The organism is Hydrogenovibrio crunogenus, assembly GCF_004786015.1.
Lineage (GTDB): Bacteria > Pseudomonadota > Gammaproteobacteria > Thiomicrospirales > Thiomicrospiraceae > Hydrogenovibrio > Hydrogenovibrio crunogenus.
Window position 1 is genome coordinate 1929578 of sequence record NZ_CP032096.1, and the last position, 14077, is coordinate 1943654.

Annotated in this window: 14 protein-coding genes; 8 read left to right on the forward strand and 6 right to left on the reverse strand. The window is 41.7% G+C overall.

The features are described from left to right. The first annotated feature begins 48 nt into the window (after positions 1-48). From nrdB to GHNINEIG_RS09260, 7 genes are all read left to right on the forward strand, one after another. Positions 49-1182 carry a class Ia ribonucleoside-diphosphate reductase subunit beta gene (nrdB, locus tag GHNINEIG_RS09230; protein WP_135796386.1) on the forward strand — a complete coding sequence of 378 codons (1134 nt, stop codon included), beginning with the start codon at positions 49-51 and terminating at the stop codon, positions 1180-1182. Positions 1183-1287: 105 nt separating this feature from the next. Next, on the forward strand, positions 1288-2001 hold the full coding sequence (locus tag GHNINEIG_RS09235) for a histidine phosphatase family protein (protein ID WP_135796387.1): 714 nt from the start codon (positions 1288-1290) through the stop codon (positions 1999-2001). Positions 2002-2010: 9 nt separating this feature from the next. After that, positions 2011-3222, forward strand: coding sequence for a metallophosphoesterase family protein (locus GHNINEIG_RS09240; protein ID WP_135796388.1), 1212 nt, complete (start codon positions 2011-2013; stop codon positions 3220-3222). A 20-nt stretch (positions 3223-3242) separates the two neighbouring features. Continuing rightward, positions 3243-3530: an amphi-Trp domain-containing protein gene (locus tag GHNINEIG_RS09245; RefSeq protein ID WP_011371187.1), complete on the forward strand. Its 288-nt coding sequence runs from the start codon at positions 3243-3245 to the stop codon at positions 3528-3530. Between the two features lie 21 nt (positions 3531-3551). Further along, positions 3552-5189 carry an aminoglycoside phosphotransferase family protein gene (locus GHNINEIG_RS09250; protein WP_135796389.1) on the forward strand — a complete coding sequence of 546 codons (1638 nt, stop codon included), beginning with the start codon at positions 3552-3554 and terminating at the stop codon, positions 5187-5189. Continuing rightward, complete coding sequence (locus GHNINEIG_RS09255; RefSeq protein WP_135796390.1) at positions 5182-6090, forward strand: GAK system ATP-grasp enzyme; 909 nt, start codon at positions 5182-5184, stop codon at positions 6088-6090. The genes GHNINEIG_RS09250 and GHNINEIG_RS09255 overlap by 8 nt, the downstream gene beginning before the upstream one ends. A gap of 23 nt (positions 6091-6113) precedes the next feature. Then, the gene (locus GHNINEIG_RS09260; RefSeq protein ID WP_189636875.1) at positions 6114-7238 is read left to right on the forward strand and encodes an HprK-related kinase B; all 1125 of its coding nucleotides are present in this window, start codon (positions 6114-6116) and stop codon (positions 7236-7238) included. 2 nt (positions 7239-7240) lie between these two features. Here the strand turns inward: GHNINEIG_RS09260 and GHNINEIG_RS09265 are convergent, their stop codons facing one another. From GHNINEIG_RS09265 to GHNINEIG_RS09275, 3 genes are all read right to left on the reverse strand, one after another. Then, on the reverse strand, positions 7241-7996 hold the full coding sequence (locus GHNINEIG_RS09265) for a DUF3379 family protein (RefSeq protein ID WP_135796392.1): 756 nt from the start codon (positions 7994-7996) through the stop codon (positions 7241-7243). Next, positions 7993-8517 carry a sigma-70 family RNA polymerase sigma factor gene (locus tag GHNINEIG_RS09270; RefSeq protein ID WP_135796393.1) on the reverse strand — a complete coding sequence of 175 codons (525 nt, stop codon included), beginning with the start codon at positions 8515-8517 and terminating at the stop codon, positions 7993-7995. The genes GHNINEIG_RS09265 and GHNINEIG_RS09270 overlap by 4 nt, the downstream gene beginning before the upstream one ends. A 72-nt stretch (positions 8518-8589) precedes the next feature. After that, positions 8590-9438, reverse strand: a complete 849-nt coding sequence (locus tag GHNINEIG_RS09275) for a YihY family inner membrane protein (RefSeq protein WP_135796394.1) — start codon at positions 9436-9438, stop codon at positions 8590-8592. Positions 9439-9561: 123 nt separating this feature from the next. On the opposite strand from GHNINEIG_RS09275, the gene GHNINEIG_RS09280 reads away from it, so the two are divergent. Further along, positions 9562-11928, forward strand: coding sequence for a putative bifunctional diguanylate cyclase/phosphodiesterase (locus tag GHNINEIG_RS09280; protein WP_135796395.1), 2367 nt, complete (start codon positions 9562-9564; stop codon positions 11926-11928). Positions 11929-11944: 16 nt separating this feature from the next. On the opposite strand, the gene GHNINEIG_RS09285 is transcribed toward GHNINEIG_RS09280, so the two are convergent. The 3 genes from GHNINEIG_RS09285 to GHNINEIG_RS09295 form a co-directional block, all read right to left on the reverse strand. Then, positions 11945-12751 (reverse strand): HvfC family RiPP maturation protein, encoded by an 807-nt coding sequence (locus GHNINEIG_RS09285; RefSeq protein ID WP_135796396.1) that lies wholly within the window; start codon positions 12749-12751, stop codon positions 11945-11947. Further along, positions 12738-13586: an HvfB family MNIO-type RiPP peptide maturase gene (locus tag GHNINEIG_RS09290; RefSeq protein ID WP_135796397.1), complete on the reverse strand. Its 849-nt coding sequence runs from the start codon at positions 13584-13586 to the stop codon at positions 12738-12740. The genes GHNINEIG_RS09285 and GHNINEIG_RS09290 overlap by 14 nt, the downstream gene beginning before the upstream one ends. Positions 13587-13699: 113 nt before the next feature. Beyond that, the gene (locus GHNINEIG_RS09295) at positions 13700-14062 is read right to left on the reverse strand and encodes an HvfA family oxazolone/thioamide-modified RiPP metallophore (protein ID WP_135796398.1); all 363 of its coding nucleotides are present in this window, start codon (positions 14060-14062) and stop codon (positions 13700-13702) included. Between the last annotated feature and the right edge of the window lie 15 nt (positions 14063-14077).

A 14077-nucleotide genomic window follows, 5' to 3' on the forward strand; every position in this document is an offset into this window, starting at 1 on the left:
ACGGTTAACGTAACCTTAAAATTTGCTATTTTGCAGGAAATTTGCCCTATGAGCTGTAATGAAAAACACACCTATTCAACTTTTTGCCGTTCTTCGAACAACGCTTTGAAAGAACCGATGTTCTTTGGTCAAAACGTCAATGTGGCGCGCTATGATCAACAAAAACACCCGATTTTTGAAAAGTTGATTGAAAAGCAACTCAGTTTTTTCTGGCGACCTGAAGAGATCGATTTATCTTCAGATCGAGGCGAATATGCTAATTTACCTGAACATGAAAAACACGTTTTCATCAGTAACCTAAAATACCAAACACTATTGGATTCCGTACAAGGCCGTTCACCTAACGTCGCCTTGCTACCGTTGGTGTCGATTCCGGAACTGGAAACCTGGATTGAAACCTGGTCTTTTTCGGAAACCATCCACAGTCGCTCTTATACTCATATCATTCGTAATATCGTATCAGACCCATCTTTGGTATTTGACGACATTGTAACCAATGAAGAAATTGTCAAACGTGCCATCAGTGTGACCGTTTACTACGACAAACTCATCAATCTGACAAATCGTATGTATGCTGAAGAAATCGATTTGGAAAAGGATGATGCCTTCCGTAAAGAAATTAAAACCGCATTGTTCTTAACCATTGTTTCCGTCAACGTTTTAGAAGCGATCCGCTTCTATGTTTCTTTTGCATGTAGCTTCTCATTCGCTGAACGTTCCCTGATGGAAGGGAACGCCAAAATCATTAAACTGATTGCCCGAGATGAAGCGTTGCATTTATCAGGAACGCAACACTTAATCAACATCTTGCGTGAAGGAAAAGATGATCCAGAAATGATGGACATTGCTAAAGAAAATGAAGACAAGGTTTATCAGATTTTCCGTGAAGCGGCAGAACAAGAAAAGGAATGGGCAGATTACTTATTTAAAGATGGATCAATGATCGGGCTAAATGCCGGCATCCTCAAAGATTATGTGGAATACATCACCAATACCCGCATTAAAGCCATCAAACTGGACCCTATTTTTGAAAATAAAAGCAACCCTCTGCCATGGATGAACAACTGGTTAGTGTCCGATAACGTGCAAGTGGCGCCACAGGAATCCGAAATCAGTTCTTATTTAGTCGGTCAGGTCGATTCAACAGTCGATAAAGACGACTTCAACGATTTCGCGCTTTAACCTCACCTTTTCTCTTGGGCTTGTGGCCAGCAAGCCTGCCAATTGTTATAAAACTGTCACATCGCTATCACTTAGGTTTCAAATAAGCTCTCTATACTTGGTTGCATGAAACAACCAAGATATATATTAGCTTTTGTCCGACACGGTGATTACGATCAACGTCCCAATACACCGAGTGCGCTCCAGCCAGGTGCATTGACTCCTATAGGACTCCAACAATCCCTCAAAGCGGCCTTTCAACTACAAACCTTTATCGCCGAAAATACCATCCCGCTTTGTTCAGAAATCGAAAGTTCCAATGCCTTAAGAGCTTGGCAAACCGCCGATCTTATACAATCCGTTCTACAGGTTGAGCACTCAAACACTCTAAGTGTTCATGCCGAAAAGGACTTACATGAACGCTCGGTTGGTGTGATGGCAAATCTCACTATCGCAGAAATCGAAAGCTATCTGGCGCAGGATCCCCGCTTTTCCAATCCGCCCACAAACTGGAAATCTGACAGTCACTATTGCCTGCCCTATGATGGCGCGGAATCATTAATGCAGGCAGGGAAAAGAGTCAAAAACGTCATTGTTCGACATTTCGATGAACTGGTTAAACAAAACCAATCTCAACTTAAAGTCATGGTGGGGCATGGTGCAGCTTTTCGCCACGCTGCTCACCTGTTGGGAATTTTGGAATTTGAGGACATTACCAAACTCTCCATGTATCACGCAAAACCTTTGTTTTTTGAATACTTTCCAGCTTCTGGGCAGTGGAAAAAAATTGCAGGTGAATGGAAAAAAAGACCTGCCATCAACATTTCATTGATTGACTGAGGAAAAATTATGTATGCGTCAAGCGTCATCCCCTGGCAACCTGAATTAACAACGCCTTTACCAGTTGATCGCTGGCTTGCGCCCAGCCAGGACACCTACTTTTTTTGTGACTTACATGCCGATGCAGAAGCTTTTTTAAGATCACTTAAACTCAGCTATCTAGTGACTCTCGACAGTACAGTTGAGTCTATTGAGCTCACCACTAAAGGAATGCACGGTCAAATTATTATCGGAGGCGACTGCTTTGACAAAGGTCCCAGTAACCTTGCGCTATTTAAATTGATTCAGCAACTCAGACAAACACATTGCGATTTGATTCTGCTTGCCGGTAACCATGACGTCCGTATTTATGCTGGTTTACTGGCTATCGATTTTATGGACAACCCAAAGCAAGCTCACTTCTTTGTTCGAATGGGCAGAAAGACAGTCAGCCTGCTTAGCGAAATTTATCATGAATACTGCCAAGACATGACGCCCTGTTCTTTAAGTGAGGCAGAGATAAAGGCCGTCCTATTACCGCCCAAAAACTGGTTTCGTACCTTTCCTGAATCGGTCAAAGACGATCTTTCTTTTCAAAAAATCCAGAAAGAAATACGCCAGATTGAAAAAAAACAAACCGATTTTATCCAAGCATGTTTCGAACATGGCTTGACACTGACACAAGTTTATCAAGCCGCACAGATGGCAAAGCACTTATTTATCGACCAGGATGGAGAGTTTGCCTGGTTCTTCCAAAATATGGATTTAGTCCATGTTTCTGGCAGCTATTGTTTCAGTCATGCCGGTTTGGACGACCAATTTGCAGAGAAAATGAAATATGACTCTATTGAACGTTTAAACCAACAATTCCGCCGCCAAATGCAAGCTGGCCAAATTTTTGAAATGTATTACAGCGAATTCGGCAATGTTTTTCGAACCAAATACCGAGACAATGACTGGCCACTGACCGAAAAAGGGGCGTGCTCGTTAAAGCAAAACAAGATTTTTGCGATGGTGAATGGTCACCGCAGCCATCAACAGGGACAACAACTTTTTGTTCGTCAAGGGCTGTTAAATTTTGAGTGTGACACCTTGATAAATACAAATTGTCGTCGAAAATCTAACATACAAACCCTTGGGGAAGCTGTTACAATTTTCTATTCAGATGGGATGGTATCAGCTTTAAGCAGTGATTTCCCTGCAACAAAACAATTTCATCCCAAGCAGCTTAAGCAACACTAAGCGTTCTAAAGGTTACCAATATGGCAAAAAAAGATAAGTACTTTGAACATGAATCCTTACAGGATAAAGATTCCATTACCAGTTACCTGAAAGCGATCACACAAGGATTTAAAAAAGGCGCCATTGAATTCAGCGACGAAGAAGACGACTTCATTCTGACGCCTCAAAAGTTGGCTAATTTAAGAATTAAAGCTAACCAGACCAAAAAAGGACAAACACTGAATATTAAAATCAGCTGGTCTTCTGATCAAAGCAGTGACTTTGAAGAGTCACCGTTATTCATTGATCCCAAGAAACCTAAAAAGTAATCCGATAACAGATACCGATTTATGCAGATACTCACCGAACTTTACGACCCCTTACGGTTTCTGATCATTGAAGTGCAGAAACAACTGGATGCCGTAAATTTATTTTTTGAAACGGGCGAACATAAAGCGGCGGAAATCAGTTTAAAACGCGTCGATTATATCGACAATATTCATGTCAATCTGCTTAACCGAGCATCGGTCTATCTGACAGACAACAATGATGAAGAAACTCAAATTACTGTCCAAAGCTATGAACATTTGAACCAAAGTCTCAAAGCACTCTCTCGACAATTACAGGCCATTGTCTTTCAAGCAAAACAATCCTCTAGTGCCCTAAAACTTCTACGAAAAAAAGCGGTTTTCAAAGCCATCAAAGACCTTCAGATTGGATTGGAGTTGATTGAACCGGCAATTGAATCGGAAAGTTCAACCCTAGCCATTGATATTTGTCGACTAAAAGTCCACATTGATAAACGATGTGACCAGCAACTGGAAAAGTATAAAACACGTTTAAAAAAGGGACAGCAAACTGAATCGCTTTTAAATGCCAGCTTTATTTTAAGAGACATCAGTGAAATGGGAGAAGCGTTGCTTCGAATTGGTGAAGGGATTATTTCGGCCAACATGGGGCAGATGATCCAGATCGATCGTTATCACTCCCTGGAAGCCACTTTAAGCGCATTACAACTGAGTCCACAAGAAGATGCCTTAAGCATTCGTGCAATGGGAGAAACCAAGTCTGGCTGTACGATTTCAGGCGTGATGAATGCCGAGGAATCAGAAGGCCAAATGTTGGCAGTTTTCAAGGAAGGTGATAAAACCAAACTGAAAGAAGAAAAAACCGGCATTGAAAGCTGGCACGAAATTTTTCCAGGCATAGCGCCTAAAGTGTACTCCTATCATAAAAATGGCAATAAAGCTGCCCTGCTGTTTGAATACCTGACCGGCGATACTTTTGAAACGTTATTGGTCGAGAAAGACCGAAAGAACTTAAAAGCAGCATTAAACACTTTATTCAATACGTTACGAAAGATCTGGCAAGAAACGCAATCCGACGAAGTCCATCCTGCACACTATATGCGACAACTCAAAAAAAGACTGCATGATATTTATGACGTACACCCAGACTTTAAATTGCAAACTGTCAGTATCAATGGCGTCAAAAACCAGGCATTAGGGCAATTGATCGATGCTGCAGAGGATGTAGAAGAGACTCTAAGCTGCCCTCCTTCTGTTTACATTCATGGTGATTTCAACCTAGATAACATCATTTATGATCCCTTAGAAAATGAAATCAACTTCATTGATTTGCATCGCTCTGAATACTTAGACTTTGTACAAGATCTTTCCGTTCTAATGGTTTCTTGTTACCGACTGTCCAACTTTGATTCTCAGGTTCGAAAACTCATTGCTCAAACAATGCAGGCCATCTATCAGTTCGGATCGGATTATGCAGAAGGCATCAATGACACCTCATATCACTTACGAATGGCATTAGGATTAAGTCGTTCATTTTTAAGCTCGACCCGTTTTGTTTTAGATAAAGAGCATGCAAAATCCATGCATTTTCGAGGTCGTTATTTGATAGAACAAGTTATTCGACTAACGGATGAAGAGCGATTAACTTATCGAATTCCGAAAGAGATATTTCATGATTAAAAACACATCATCTTTAAAAATAGGCGTTGTAGGGATTCCTGGAAAATGGTCAACCGAAGTACTTGCCGATGCGATCGAAGCGAAAACCGGTTTTCGAATGGTCATTGACATCGAAAAGGTTGTCGCTTACTTAGACGAGCCATCTGTCCGATATAAAGGCACTTGCCTGTGCGGGCTAGATGGCATCATCATCAAAAAAATCTCGCAGACATACAGCCCAGCGATTATTGACCGCTTGGAGATTTTACGCTTTGTTGAAAAATGCGGTGTCAAAATCTTTTCAAAACCCCAGGAAATTATCCGTTTGGTTGACCGAATGAGTTGTACGGTTTCTCTCGCCAGAGCCAATATCCCGATGCCACCCACCATTATTACCGAAGACATGGATGCGGCTTATGAAGGTGTCCTTTCTTTTGGAAAAGCGATTTTAAAACCTCTCTTTTCGACAAAAGCACGGGGTATGGAAGTCCTCAACAGCGAAAGTTCCGCAAAAACACTCAAGGCGCAATTGAACCAGTATTATGAGAAACAAGGGTTTTTCTATTTACAAAAAAAACTCAAATTGCCAGGAAAAGATATGGGGTTGGTCTTTTTAGGCGGCGAATACCAAGGGGCTTATGCAAGAGTCTCTTCTGGCAACAGTTGGAATACAACCATTCATTCCGGGGGAAAATATGCTGAGGCGCATCCATCTGATGAAATCATTGAAATCGCACACAAAGCGCAATCTCAGTTTGACTTAAGCTATACCACCGTCGACATTGCCGAAACGGAAGAAGGCCCTGTCTGCTTTGAAGTGTCGGCATTTGGTGGGTTCAAAGGCGTGCATGAGGGGTTAGGCGTTGATATGGCTACTCAGTATGCTCGTTACGTCATTGACACTCTCGAACACTCCGCATAACAGACCTATCTCAAGGAGTTATTTTGCCGTCTCATCTGATTTCAGACCTTAAGCATTACATCGTTTCTGCTCCGTTAGTGCCAGAGTCCATCACCATTGGTCTGCCAGGTTTTTCCATTGAAATAAGCACAAATTCCCCTGTTTTATTAAAAACGCTGAAAGCTTATTTCAACCCCGTTTTGCTGCCTGATCCCATTAAAACGCCTCCCTCTCTCAAAGTCGCTGCATACGAAAACCATCAATTTATTGACCGAGGCATTCAATGGCAAGACTGGAAAAGAGAAGCCGGAAAAAGCGGACGTAAAGACAGTTTTATTGATATTGAAGAAAAAAACGAAACACAACGCCTGATCTATAAAGTGAAAACTGGCGTGCTGTTTTGGCAAAAAAATGACACGCCAGTGGCCGTTGGTCCAGTTGAGCAGCACCCCAATCAAATCATTAATTTCATTCTCACCCAGTACTTAAACGAAAACTTGCGACAAGGTTGGTTACTAGGGCATGCTGCTGGCTTAGAAATACAGCACAAAGGGATTGCCATTGCTGGATTATCGGGCGGAGGAAAATCGACCTTAATGCTGCACTTATTGGAAGATGGCGAACACTTTATCAGCAATGACCGGTTATTGTTGAATACACAACAAACAGCCAGGCCTGGGCAATTTTGGATGCGCGGCATACCTAAACAACCGAGAATTAACCCCGGCACCATTGTGTACAACAAACGGCTACACAAGCTGATCAGCCAAGAACGCCGACAAGAACTGCTGGCTTTGCCTACCGAAATGCTACGAGAACTGGAAGAAAAGTATGACGCCGACGTCAATACACTTTATCACGCTGATTGCTTTAAGCCCGAAACGGAACTGAATGCTTTTGTGATTCTCAACTGGCTGTCAGACAGCACAGATAACGCGCAACTGAAACATACCACATTAAACCAATCACCAAAACTACTAGAAGCCATTATCAAAAGCCCAGGCCCTTTTTATTCTGATTCAAACAACGTGTTTTTAGCCAACCAAACACAACCTGATCCCAAAGAGTATCTCGACCGATTAGGAAACATTCCTTGCTTTGAGCTCACAGGAGGAATTGACTTTCACAAAGCGCGTGACTTGGTTCTGGAGGCCATTCAAACACTGTAGAGTCATCCAAACGTAACGGCTTGAAAGAAGTGTTTCTGAGCACTGGCAAGCTGTTGGAAAGAATGCCCGACAATTGCAACCACTCCCCCGTTAACAGGGATCATTTGCCCTTCCAAGCCACTTTTACGGAAGGCTTGCATGGATGGTACTTGTTTACCAGGTAAGACAATAATCGTGACGGGGCCGTCGATTTCTTGCAACACTAAATGCAGCCCTTTTTCACCATCGACTTCACACTCACCTGCATAGCTCATAAATTCTACAGGTTTATTTAAGACCGCCCCCACTTTCAAAAACATGCCTTTGAGATCATCCTCTTTCAAAGGAAGCTCTTGTTTCAGCATAATTTCAGGCGCTTCTTTTGAATGCTCAACAATATGCTCGATAATGGCACCTTCCATCTCATGCGCCTGTGCTAATAGTAAAGGCTTATCCACCGCAGTCCCATTCTCCAAAGGGGACAGCCACAGGTTTATTACAAAGGCCACCCCCACAAACGAAGCCGCAAATACCGATAAATTTTTCAACCAGTTTCGATCATTGGCCGCAGACGTTTCAAAGCTATTTTTCAGTAAAATGCGTTCTTGAAGCCCTTCCGGAACCCCGACTTCCAAAGTATTTGAAATACCTTTATCAAATGCCCGAGCCGCCTTCACCCACTCCATTTTTTCAGGGTGCGCTTTTAAAAACGCCAGCATATCAGCATCCAATTGTTTTGGATCCTGTTGAATTCTTTGTTGAAATTCAAACTCATTCATTTTAACGTCACCCTATCAGATCTTTGTATTCGCTCTGGTTGCGCCAACATTTTTTTCAGTTGTTGTCTTGCTCTAAACAAACGCGTGTTCACTGTCGCTAGTTTCAACCCTAACTGTTCAGCAATTTCTTCCCCATTAAAACCCCATTGAATCTGCAGAATCAAAGGCTCTTTAAACTTGGGTTCCAATGACAAAATCGCTTGATATAAGCCTTGTTTTTCTAATTTTTCTTCTGGTTCGTATTGAACGTTTCCGGCCATTAATTCAGTTTCAACGTCTACCAGTTCTGGCTGGTATTTTTCAAACCGCCTAGCATTTTCCCGCCGTAAAATAGTAATAAGCCAAGCTTTTGCGGCTTTCTCATCGTTTAACTTATCAATCGATTTCCATGCACGAGAAAACGTTTCTTGAACCAAATCTTCAGCCACATCACGGTCTTTTGAAAGCCAGAAAGCATAACGAAATAAATCGTTTGCGTACGCCTTGACCAGTTGTTCAAAAAAAGAGTTAGAAAGATTCATGTTGTCCACATCCATATGCCTTACTCAAAAGACCGCCACACAACCTTTTTCTTTCAAAATAATTTGAACTGATCATATCAGTGAGCTGCTTTTTTTACGCCAAGGAAGCACAGGCCGCCTTTCCAGAGTCAATTGATGCACAACCGACGCATTGAAAATGATGACAAACCACAATAAATACAACCAAAACAAGAATAACGGTATGACCGCAAAGGCACCGTAAACAATACTGACTGTCGGAAACCAATCGACATAGAAACTGAATAAAAACTTCAACAGCTCCAATTCCATGGAAGCGAATAATGCGCCGATAAAAGCATACGACACCTTAATCGGATGAATCGGAACAAAATGATAGATAAAAGCAAACCCCAGAATATTGATGAGCACCGGAGCTTGATTTAACACCCAAGTTTGTTCTTGCAACACAGGAAAAAGGGGGCCGGCCATTAACATCGAATTCAACACCAAGCTGATTCCTAATAAAATTGGACCGATAATACTGACGCCTAGATAACGTAATAAACTGACCCACCAAGTTCGCTGTAAATGTTTACTCCACATTAAATTGATTTTTTTATCTACCGTCCACAATAGAATCAACGCAATGGCCAGCATCGTTAGAATACCGATCCCCTGAAGCTCTCGTGCTTTTTCGGAGAATTGACGAAAATAAAACTCGACCTTGGGCGTCGACTCAGGCAACAAATGATGCATGATTTTATCCATCACATCCGTTTGAATGGATTCGAAGCTACCAGACATGGAAAAGACACTGAAAATAATGGTTAAAAATGGCACCAACCCGACTAGGGAAGCGTAAGCCAGTACCGTCACCGCATCCAAACCTTCTTTTTGGATAAAGTTTTGACTCGCCTGTACCCAAAATTGAGGTTTATAAACCCGATTTTCAATTTTCATGCACGAAAATCCTCTTTTCTTTTTATCCTACCTGAAAAATTGCTATTTCAGCTCAATAAAACTACATACCATCATTAATTTTTTTAAATTGCTTCACCTAATTGATTCTATCAAAATAGCGATATGCATAAGAATTCAAACAAATTCATCAATTATCTGGTCATCGGCTATTCCTTTGTCATTATCTTAGTGACAATCTCCGCCGGCATTTTCTTTAATTATGAACAAAAAATTTCTCATGCATTTCAGACTTATTCTGAAAACAACGCCTTTCAAAATAACATTAATGCCCTTTTCAATTCGGCAACTCAACGTAGCATCTTGATGGTTCGAATGATTAATACCAAAGACATTTTTGAAATTGATGAACTGCATTTGCAAATGTTCGCTCATGAACAACATGTGATTCAAAACTTAATGGCCTTAAGAAAGAACACGGTTCGAGAAGACCAAAAAGATCTTCTTTCCAAAGCCGGTCAAGTGATGACCCAAAACCGAACTTACCAGGAAAGTGTCTACAACTTATTAATGGAAAACAAGAAACAGGCGGCTTTAAATCAACTGGTCGATGTCACACTGCCCTTACAGAAACAAGTCATCAGCATATTAAACCAACTGAAAAAAGGTTATGAAGCTGAAATACAACGCTCACAGAAACGCTTTGCTTTTTTAATTTCTGAAATGCGCAACTTAATCTTATTAGTTGCCATTCCCATCTTATTGAGCATCTTTGTGATTGCCATGCTGAGCATTCGTCGCTTGAAACGCTTTGCAAACACCCAACAAGAGCTATTAGAGAATCTGGAAGACCGGGTCAATAAACGAACGCATGAATTACAGCTGGATCGTAATTTAATGCATAACCTAAACGAAGCCATCGGTATTTTTGATGAGAATGACCAACTGCATATTAGTAATAAAAAACTGACAGAACTACGACTGTCAAACAACCTGGACAACTCGCATTCCGTTTGGGAATTGCTCTCCAAAGCGTTTTTAAATCTGGACATCTTAGACATTCAACAGCAGCTTGCTATCCAAGGGGCATGGCGTGGTGAAGCGGCTTTAACCAACCACTCTCAACAATACCTCATTATTGATATCGCTAGAGTACAAGACAGCAGCTTACCCGGGATTTATTATTCCATTATCTTAACCGACATCACTGAATTAAAAGGCATTCAAAACCAACTGGAGTTTACCGCCAATTACGACGTTGTCACTCAATTGCCTAACCGACATTCTTTTAACTATGAAATTTATAATCTCATTCAAAAATCACCGAATGCGCCTTTCCATCTATTTTATCTCGACCTAAACGATTTCAAATGGGTCAACGACCATTTAGGTCATGCGGTTGGAGATGAGTTTTTATGGGAGGTTGGACTGGCATTCAAACAGGCGTTGCCACCAGGCCAATTTATTGCCCGCCTTGGAGGAGATGAGTTTGCCATTATCATTCAAAAGCCAATGCAACCGGCTGACTTGAGACAGCTGGCAAACCAGTTATTAGCAAAATTAAGAAAAGTGAATCAAAAACAGAATACAGGGCATGAAGTAGGATGCAGCATTGGAATCTCTTCTTATCCTGAACACGGCAATACCCCTGAAATTTTGCTTAAGCATGCCGATTACGCAATGTATTGCGCCAAAAAAGAGGGCGACCTCCCATGTTATTTATTTTCACAGGAAATGAGTGAACAATTAAGTTACTTACATGAAATCGAAGAAAGCCTACATCTTGCCGTCCGCGAAAAACAGTTCCAAGTGCATTATCAACCACAGTACAGCTTAAATACGTTAGAGCTAGTGGGCGCAGAAGCATTGGTTCGCTGGCCAAGGAAGAATCGAATGGTGCCTCCCGGAGAATTTATCCCCTTGGCTGAAAAGTTTGGCTTGATCAATCAAATCGGCGAATTTGTGTTTGATACTGCCGTCAAACAAATTAATCAATGGAGTCATTGTAACGTTGCTTTACCTCGCGTTGCCATCAACACCTCCTCCACCCAGTTACTCACTGGAAACTTTGGTGCATTCGTTGAGCAGACACTCAGCACCAATCAACTCGCTGCAGACCGCATCGATATTGAAGTCACCGAATCGGTGATGATGAAAAACATTGAACATAATGGCGCAGGAGAAAACGACACAAGTTGCTTGAGCATCTTGCAAGAAAAAGGACTCGAAATCTCTATCGATGACTTTGGTACGGGGTATTCGTCACTGTCGTACATTAAGCATTTAAATGTTGATCGCATCAAAATTGATAAAAGCTTCATTGACGATATTGAATTCAAACCAGAAGCCCGTTCCATTGTTAAAGCCATCATTAACATGGGGCACAGCTTAGGATTAAAAGTCTTAGCGGAAGGTATTGAAACCCCAAATCAGCTGGATATTTTAAAATCGCTGAACTGTGATGAGGGGCAAGGTTTCTTATTCAGCAAGCCTTTAGACGCTGAAAAATTTGAAATGAAATGTTTATCTTAGACATTTCCACGTTTTGCTAAGAAACCGACCGAACCAGATGCATGTCAATCAAATCTTCCAAAATTGAAACAGCAAAACCTTCAACCGTTGATTTTTCTAACCCGAGCCCTTCACATAAACGGTGCAATAATTCCCTGACAGTGGCTTGTTCCGAATTATCATGTATGGATTGAACCAACTCATACAGCACAGGCGACAACTCCATAAACTGCACCTGGTCCATTTCATCACGAAAAGCCAATAATGTCGTAATATACTCCGGCTTTGGCTCGTCTGAATTCTCCACCGTTATCTTATGCACTGGCCATTCATAAGCTAAAGGGAAGGCGACCGGTGAAAGCTCGTAAACAGCGTCTAAGTCAGAAACAACATCTAAAGGATTGATAAAGCCCTCTTCTTCCGCAATGGTCAACGCCAGTTCAACCCATTCATAGTGTGCCAGTTCTAACAGATAATCGGGATCAGCTGATTGAGGCTCAAATTCATTTTGTAAAAACAAAATAAATTCCTGACCTAATTCATGAAACAATGGTGTTTTAGAGCGATGCTTAATCATATATTCTCGAACAATTTCCTGCCAACGCCCATCCCCCACAATACTTTTTAGCACGGGAAACAGATTGGAGAGAAAATCGTACAGGTTGTTAAAGAACAAAGACTCATAAGCTTTTAAACGCCTGGGTTCAATCTCCTGTGCAATCTCAGCCAGGCCTGGTTCATCTTCAACAGAATAAGGGACTTCCTCGGGATTCCTAATATGGTTTGAAAACACATATTGTAGGCGTTGAAATTTTGGCAATGTATCAAAGTCAGTTGGCTTCATAAGCGCTTTTCCATTGGGTTTGAGCGTGACGAATCTGGTCTACTTCAGACAGCAATTCATCCATTGGAGGAATATTAAAATCTCTTTCCAGTAAGGTCGGGTGAAGCCCGTGATGAGCATAAGTCTCATCCAGTAAATCCCACACTTGAGGCTTAACATCTTGCCCATGCGTGTCGATTTTTAAATCATCCGCTTCATCAAAATGACCGGCCATATGGCAATACATCATCCTTTCCGTTGGCATCTTTTTCATAAATTCCGTTGCATCATACTGATGATTAATACTGTTCACAAAGGTATTGTTCACATCAAATAAAAGGCCGCAATCGGCTTCTTCGACCACCGCATTGATAAATTCAGCTTCCGTCAATTCATTTGATGGCATGGCATAAAAAGAAACATTTTCAACCCCAATGGGTTGCTCCAAAATATCCTGCACACGTTTGATCCGGTTGGCCACATAATGCACGGCCTCTTCTGTAAAGGGAATCGGCATCAGGTCATACAAGTGTCCGGTATCACCGCAATAACTTAAATGCTCGGTATAGACCCTCACATCATGCAACTTAAAAAACGCTTTCAGGTCTTTAAGATAGTCTTCATCTAGTCGATTCGGCCCACCTAAATCCAACGATAGACCATGGCAAGTAAAAGGATAGCGCTCCGAAAGCGTTCTTAGTACACGCCCTTGACGTCCCCCAAAACGGAGCCAGTTTTCAGGTGCAATTTCCAGAAAATCAATCTCAAGTTCTGGTCGATTCAATAATTCATCAAAAAAATCACGCCTTAAGCCTAAGCCGACGCCTTCGACTTGATTCGCAAATTTTGATTCCATCACTGTTGTCCTTTTGATTAATAATTAAGCGGGCAAACGTAATCATAAATAAAAAAGCCGCAACAATCGCGGCTTTTATTCAGATCACAAAGAAAATATTGCTTAATTTAAGCTTAACTTCGCCCGCCGCATTTACCTTCTTCGGTTTTATTAGGCGTCATGTCCATGCCAGCACCGCATTTGCCTTCACCACACTTACCTTCTTGGGTTTTGTTAGGCGTCATGTCCATGCCAGCACCACATTTGCCTTCACCACACTTGCCTTCTTGTGGAATACTTTTACGCATGGAACCACCACATTTCCCTTCTCCGCACTTACCTTCACCGCATTTCCCTTCTACGGCAACTTGCTGGTAACCCCCTTCCAGTTTTTTAAACCCAAACGGGTTTTCTGATGCCAAGGCCGACCCGGTCAACGTAGCCGCTGTTGTCGCACTGGCTAACTTTAAAAAATCTCTTCTTGATTGCTTAGACATTATGTTTCTCCATTC

Excerpts from the sequence above, each read along its gene's own strand:
- nrdB (WP_135796386.1), top strand. The coding sequence starts at position 49 with ATGAGCTGTAATGAAAAACACACCTATTCAACTTTTTGCCGTTCTTCG.
- GHNINEIG_RS09235 (WP_135796387.1), top strand. The coding sequence starts at position 1,288 with ATGAAACAACCAAGATATATATTAGCTTTTGTCCGACACGGTGATTAC.
- GHNINEIG_RS09240 (WP_135796388.1), top strand. The coding sequence starts at position 2,011 with ATGTATGCGTCAAGCGTCATCCCCTGGCAACCTGAATTAACAACGCCT.
- GHNINEIG_RS09245 (WP_011371187.1), top strand. The coding sequence starts at position 3,243 with ATGGCAAAAAAAGATAAGTACTTTGAACATGAATCCTTACAGGATAAA.
- GHNINEIG_RS09250 (WP_135796389.1), top strand. The coding sequence starts at position 3,552 with ATGCAGATACTCACCGAACTTTACGACCCCTTACGGTTTCTGATCATT.
- GHNINEIG_RS09255 (WP_135796390.1), top strand. The coding sequence starts at position 5,182 with ATGATTAAAAACACATCATCTTTAAAAATAGGCGTTGTAGGGATTCCT.
- GHNINEIG_RS09265 (WP_135796392.1), bottom strand. The coding sequence starts at position 7,996 with ATGAATGAGTTTGAATTTCAACAAAGAATTCAACAGGATCCAAAACAA.
- GHNINEIG_RS09270 (WP_135796393.1), bottom strand. The coding sequence starts at position 8,517 with ATGAATCTTTCTAACTCTTTTTTTGAACAACTGGTCAAGGCGTACGCA.
- GHNINEIG_RS09275 (WP_135796394.1), bottom strand. The coding sequence starts at position 9,438 with ATGAAAATTGAAAATCGGGTTTATAAACCTCAATTTTGGGTACAGGCG.
- GHNINEIG_RS09280 (WP_135796395.1), top strand. The coding sequence starts at position 9,562 with ATGCATAAGAATTCAAACAAATTCATCAATTATCTGGTCATCGGCTAT.
- GHNINEIG_RS09285 (WP_135796396.1), bottom strand. The coding sequence starts at position 12,751 with ATGAAGCCAACTGACTTTGATACATTGCCAAAATTTCAACGCCTACAA.
- GHNINEIG_RS09290 (WP_135796397.1), bottom strand. The coding sequence starts at position 13,586 with ATGGAATCAAAATTTGCGAATCAAGTCGAAGGCGTCGGCTTAGGCTTA.
- GHNINEIG_RS09295 (WP_135796398.1), bottom strand. The coding sequence starts at position 14,062 with ATGTCTAAGCAATCAAGAAGAGATTTTTTAAAGTTAGCCAGTGCGACA.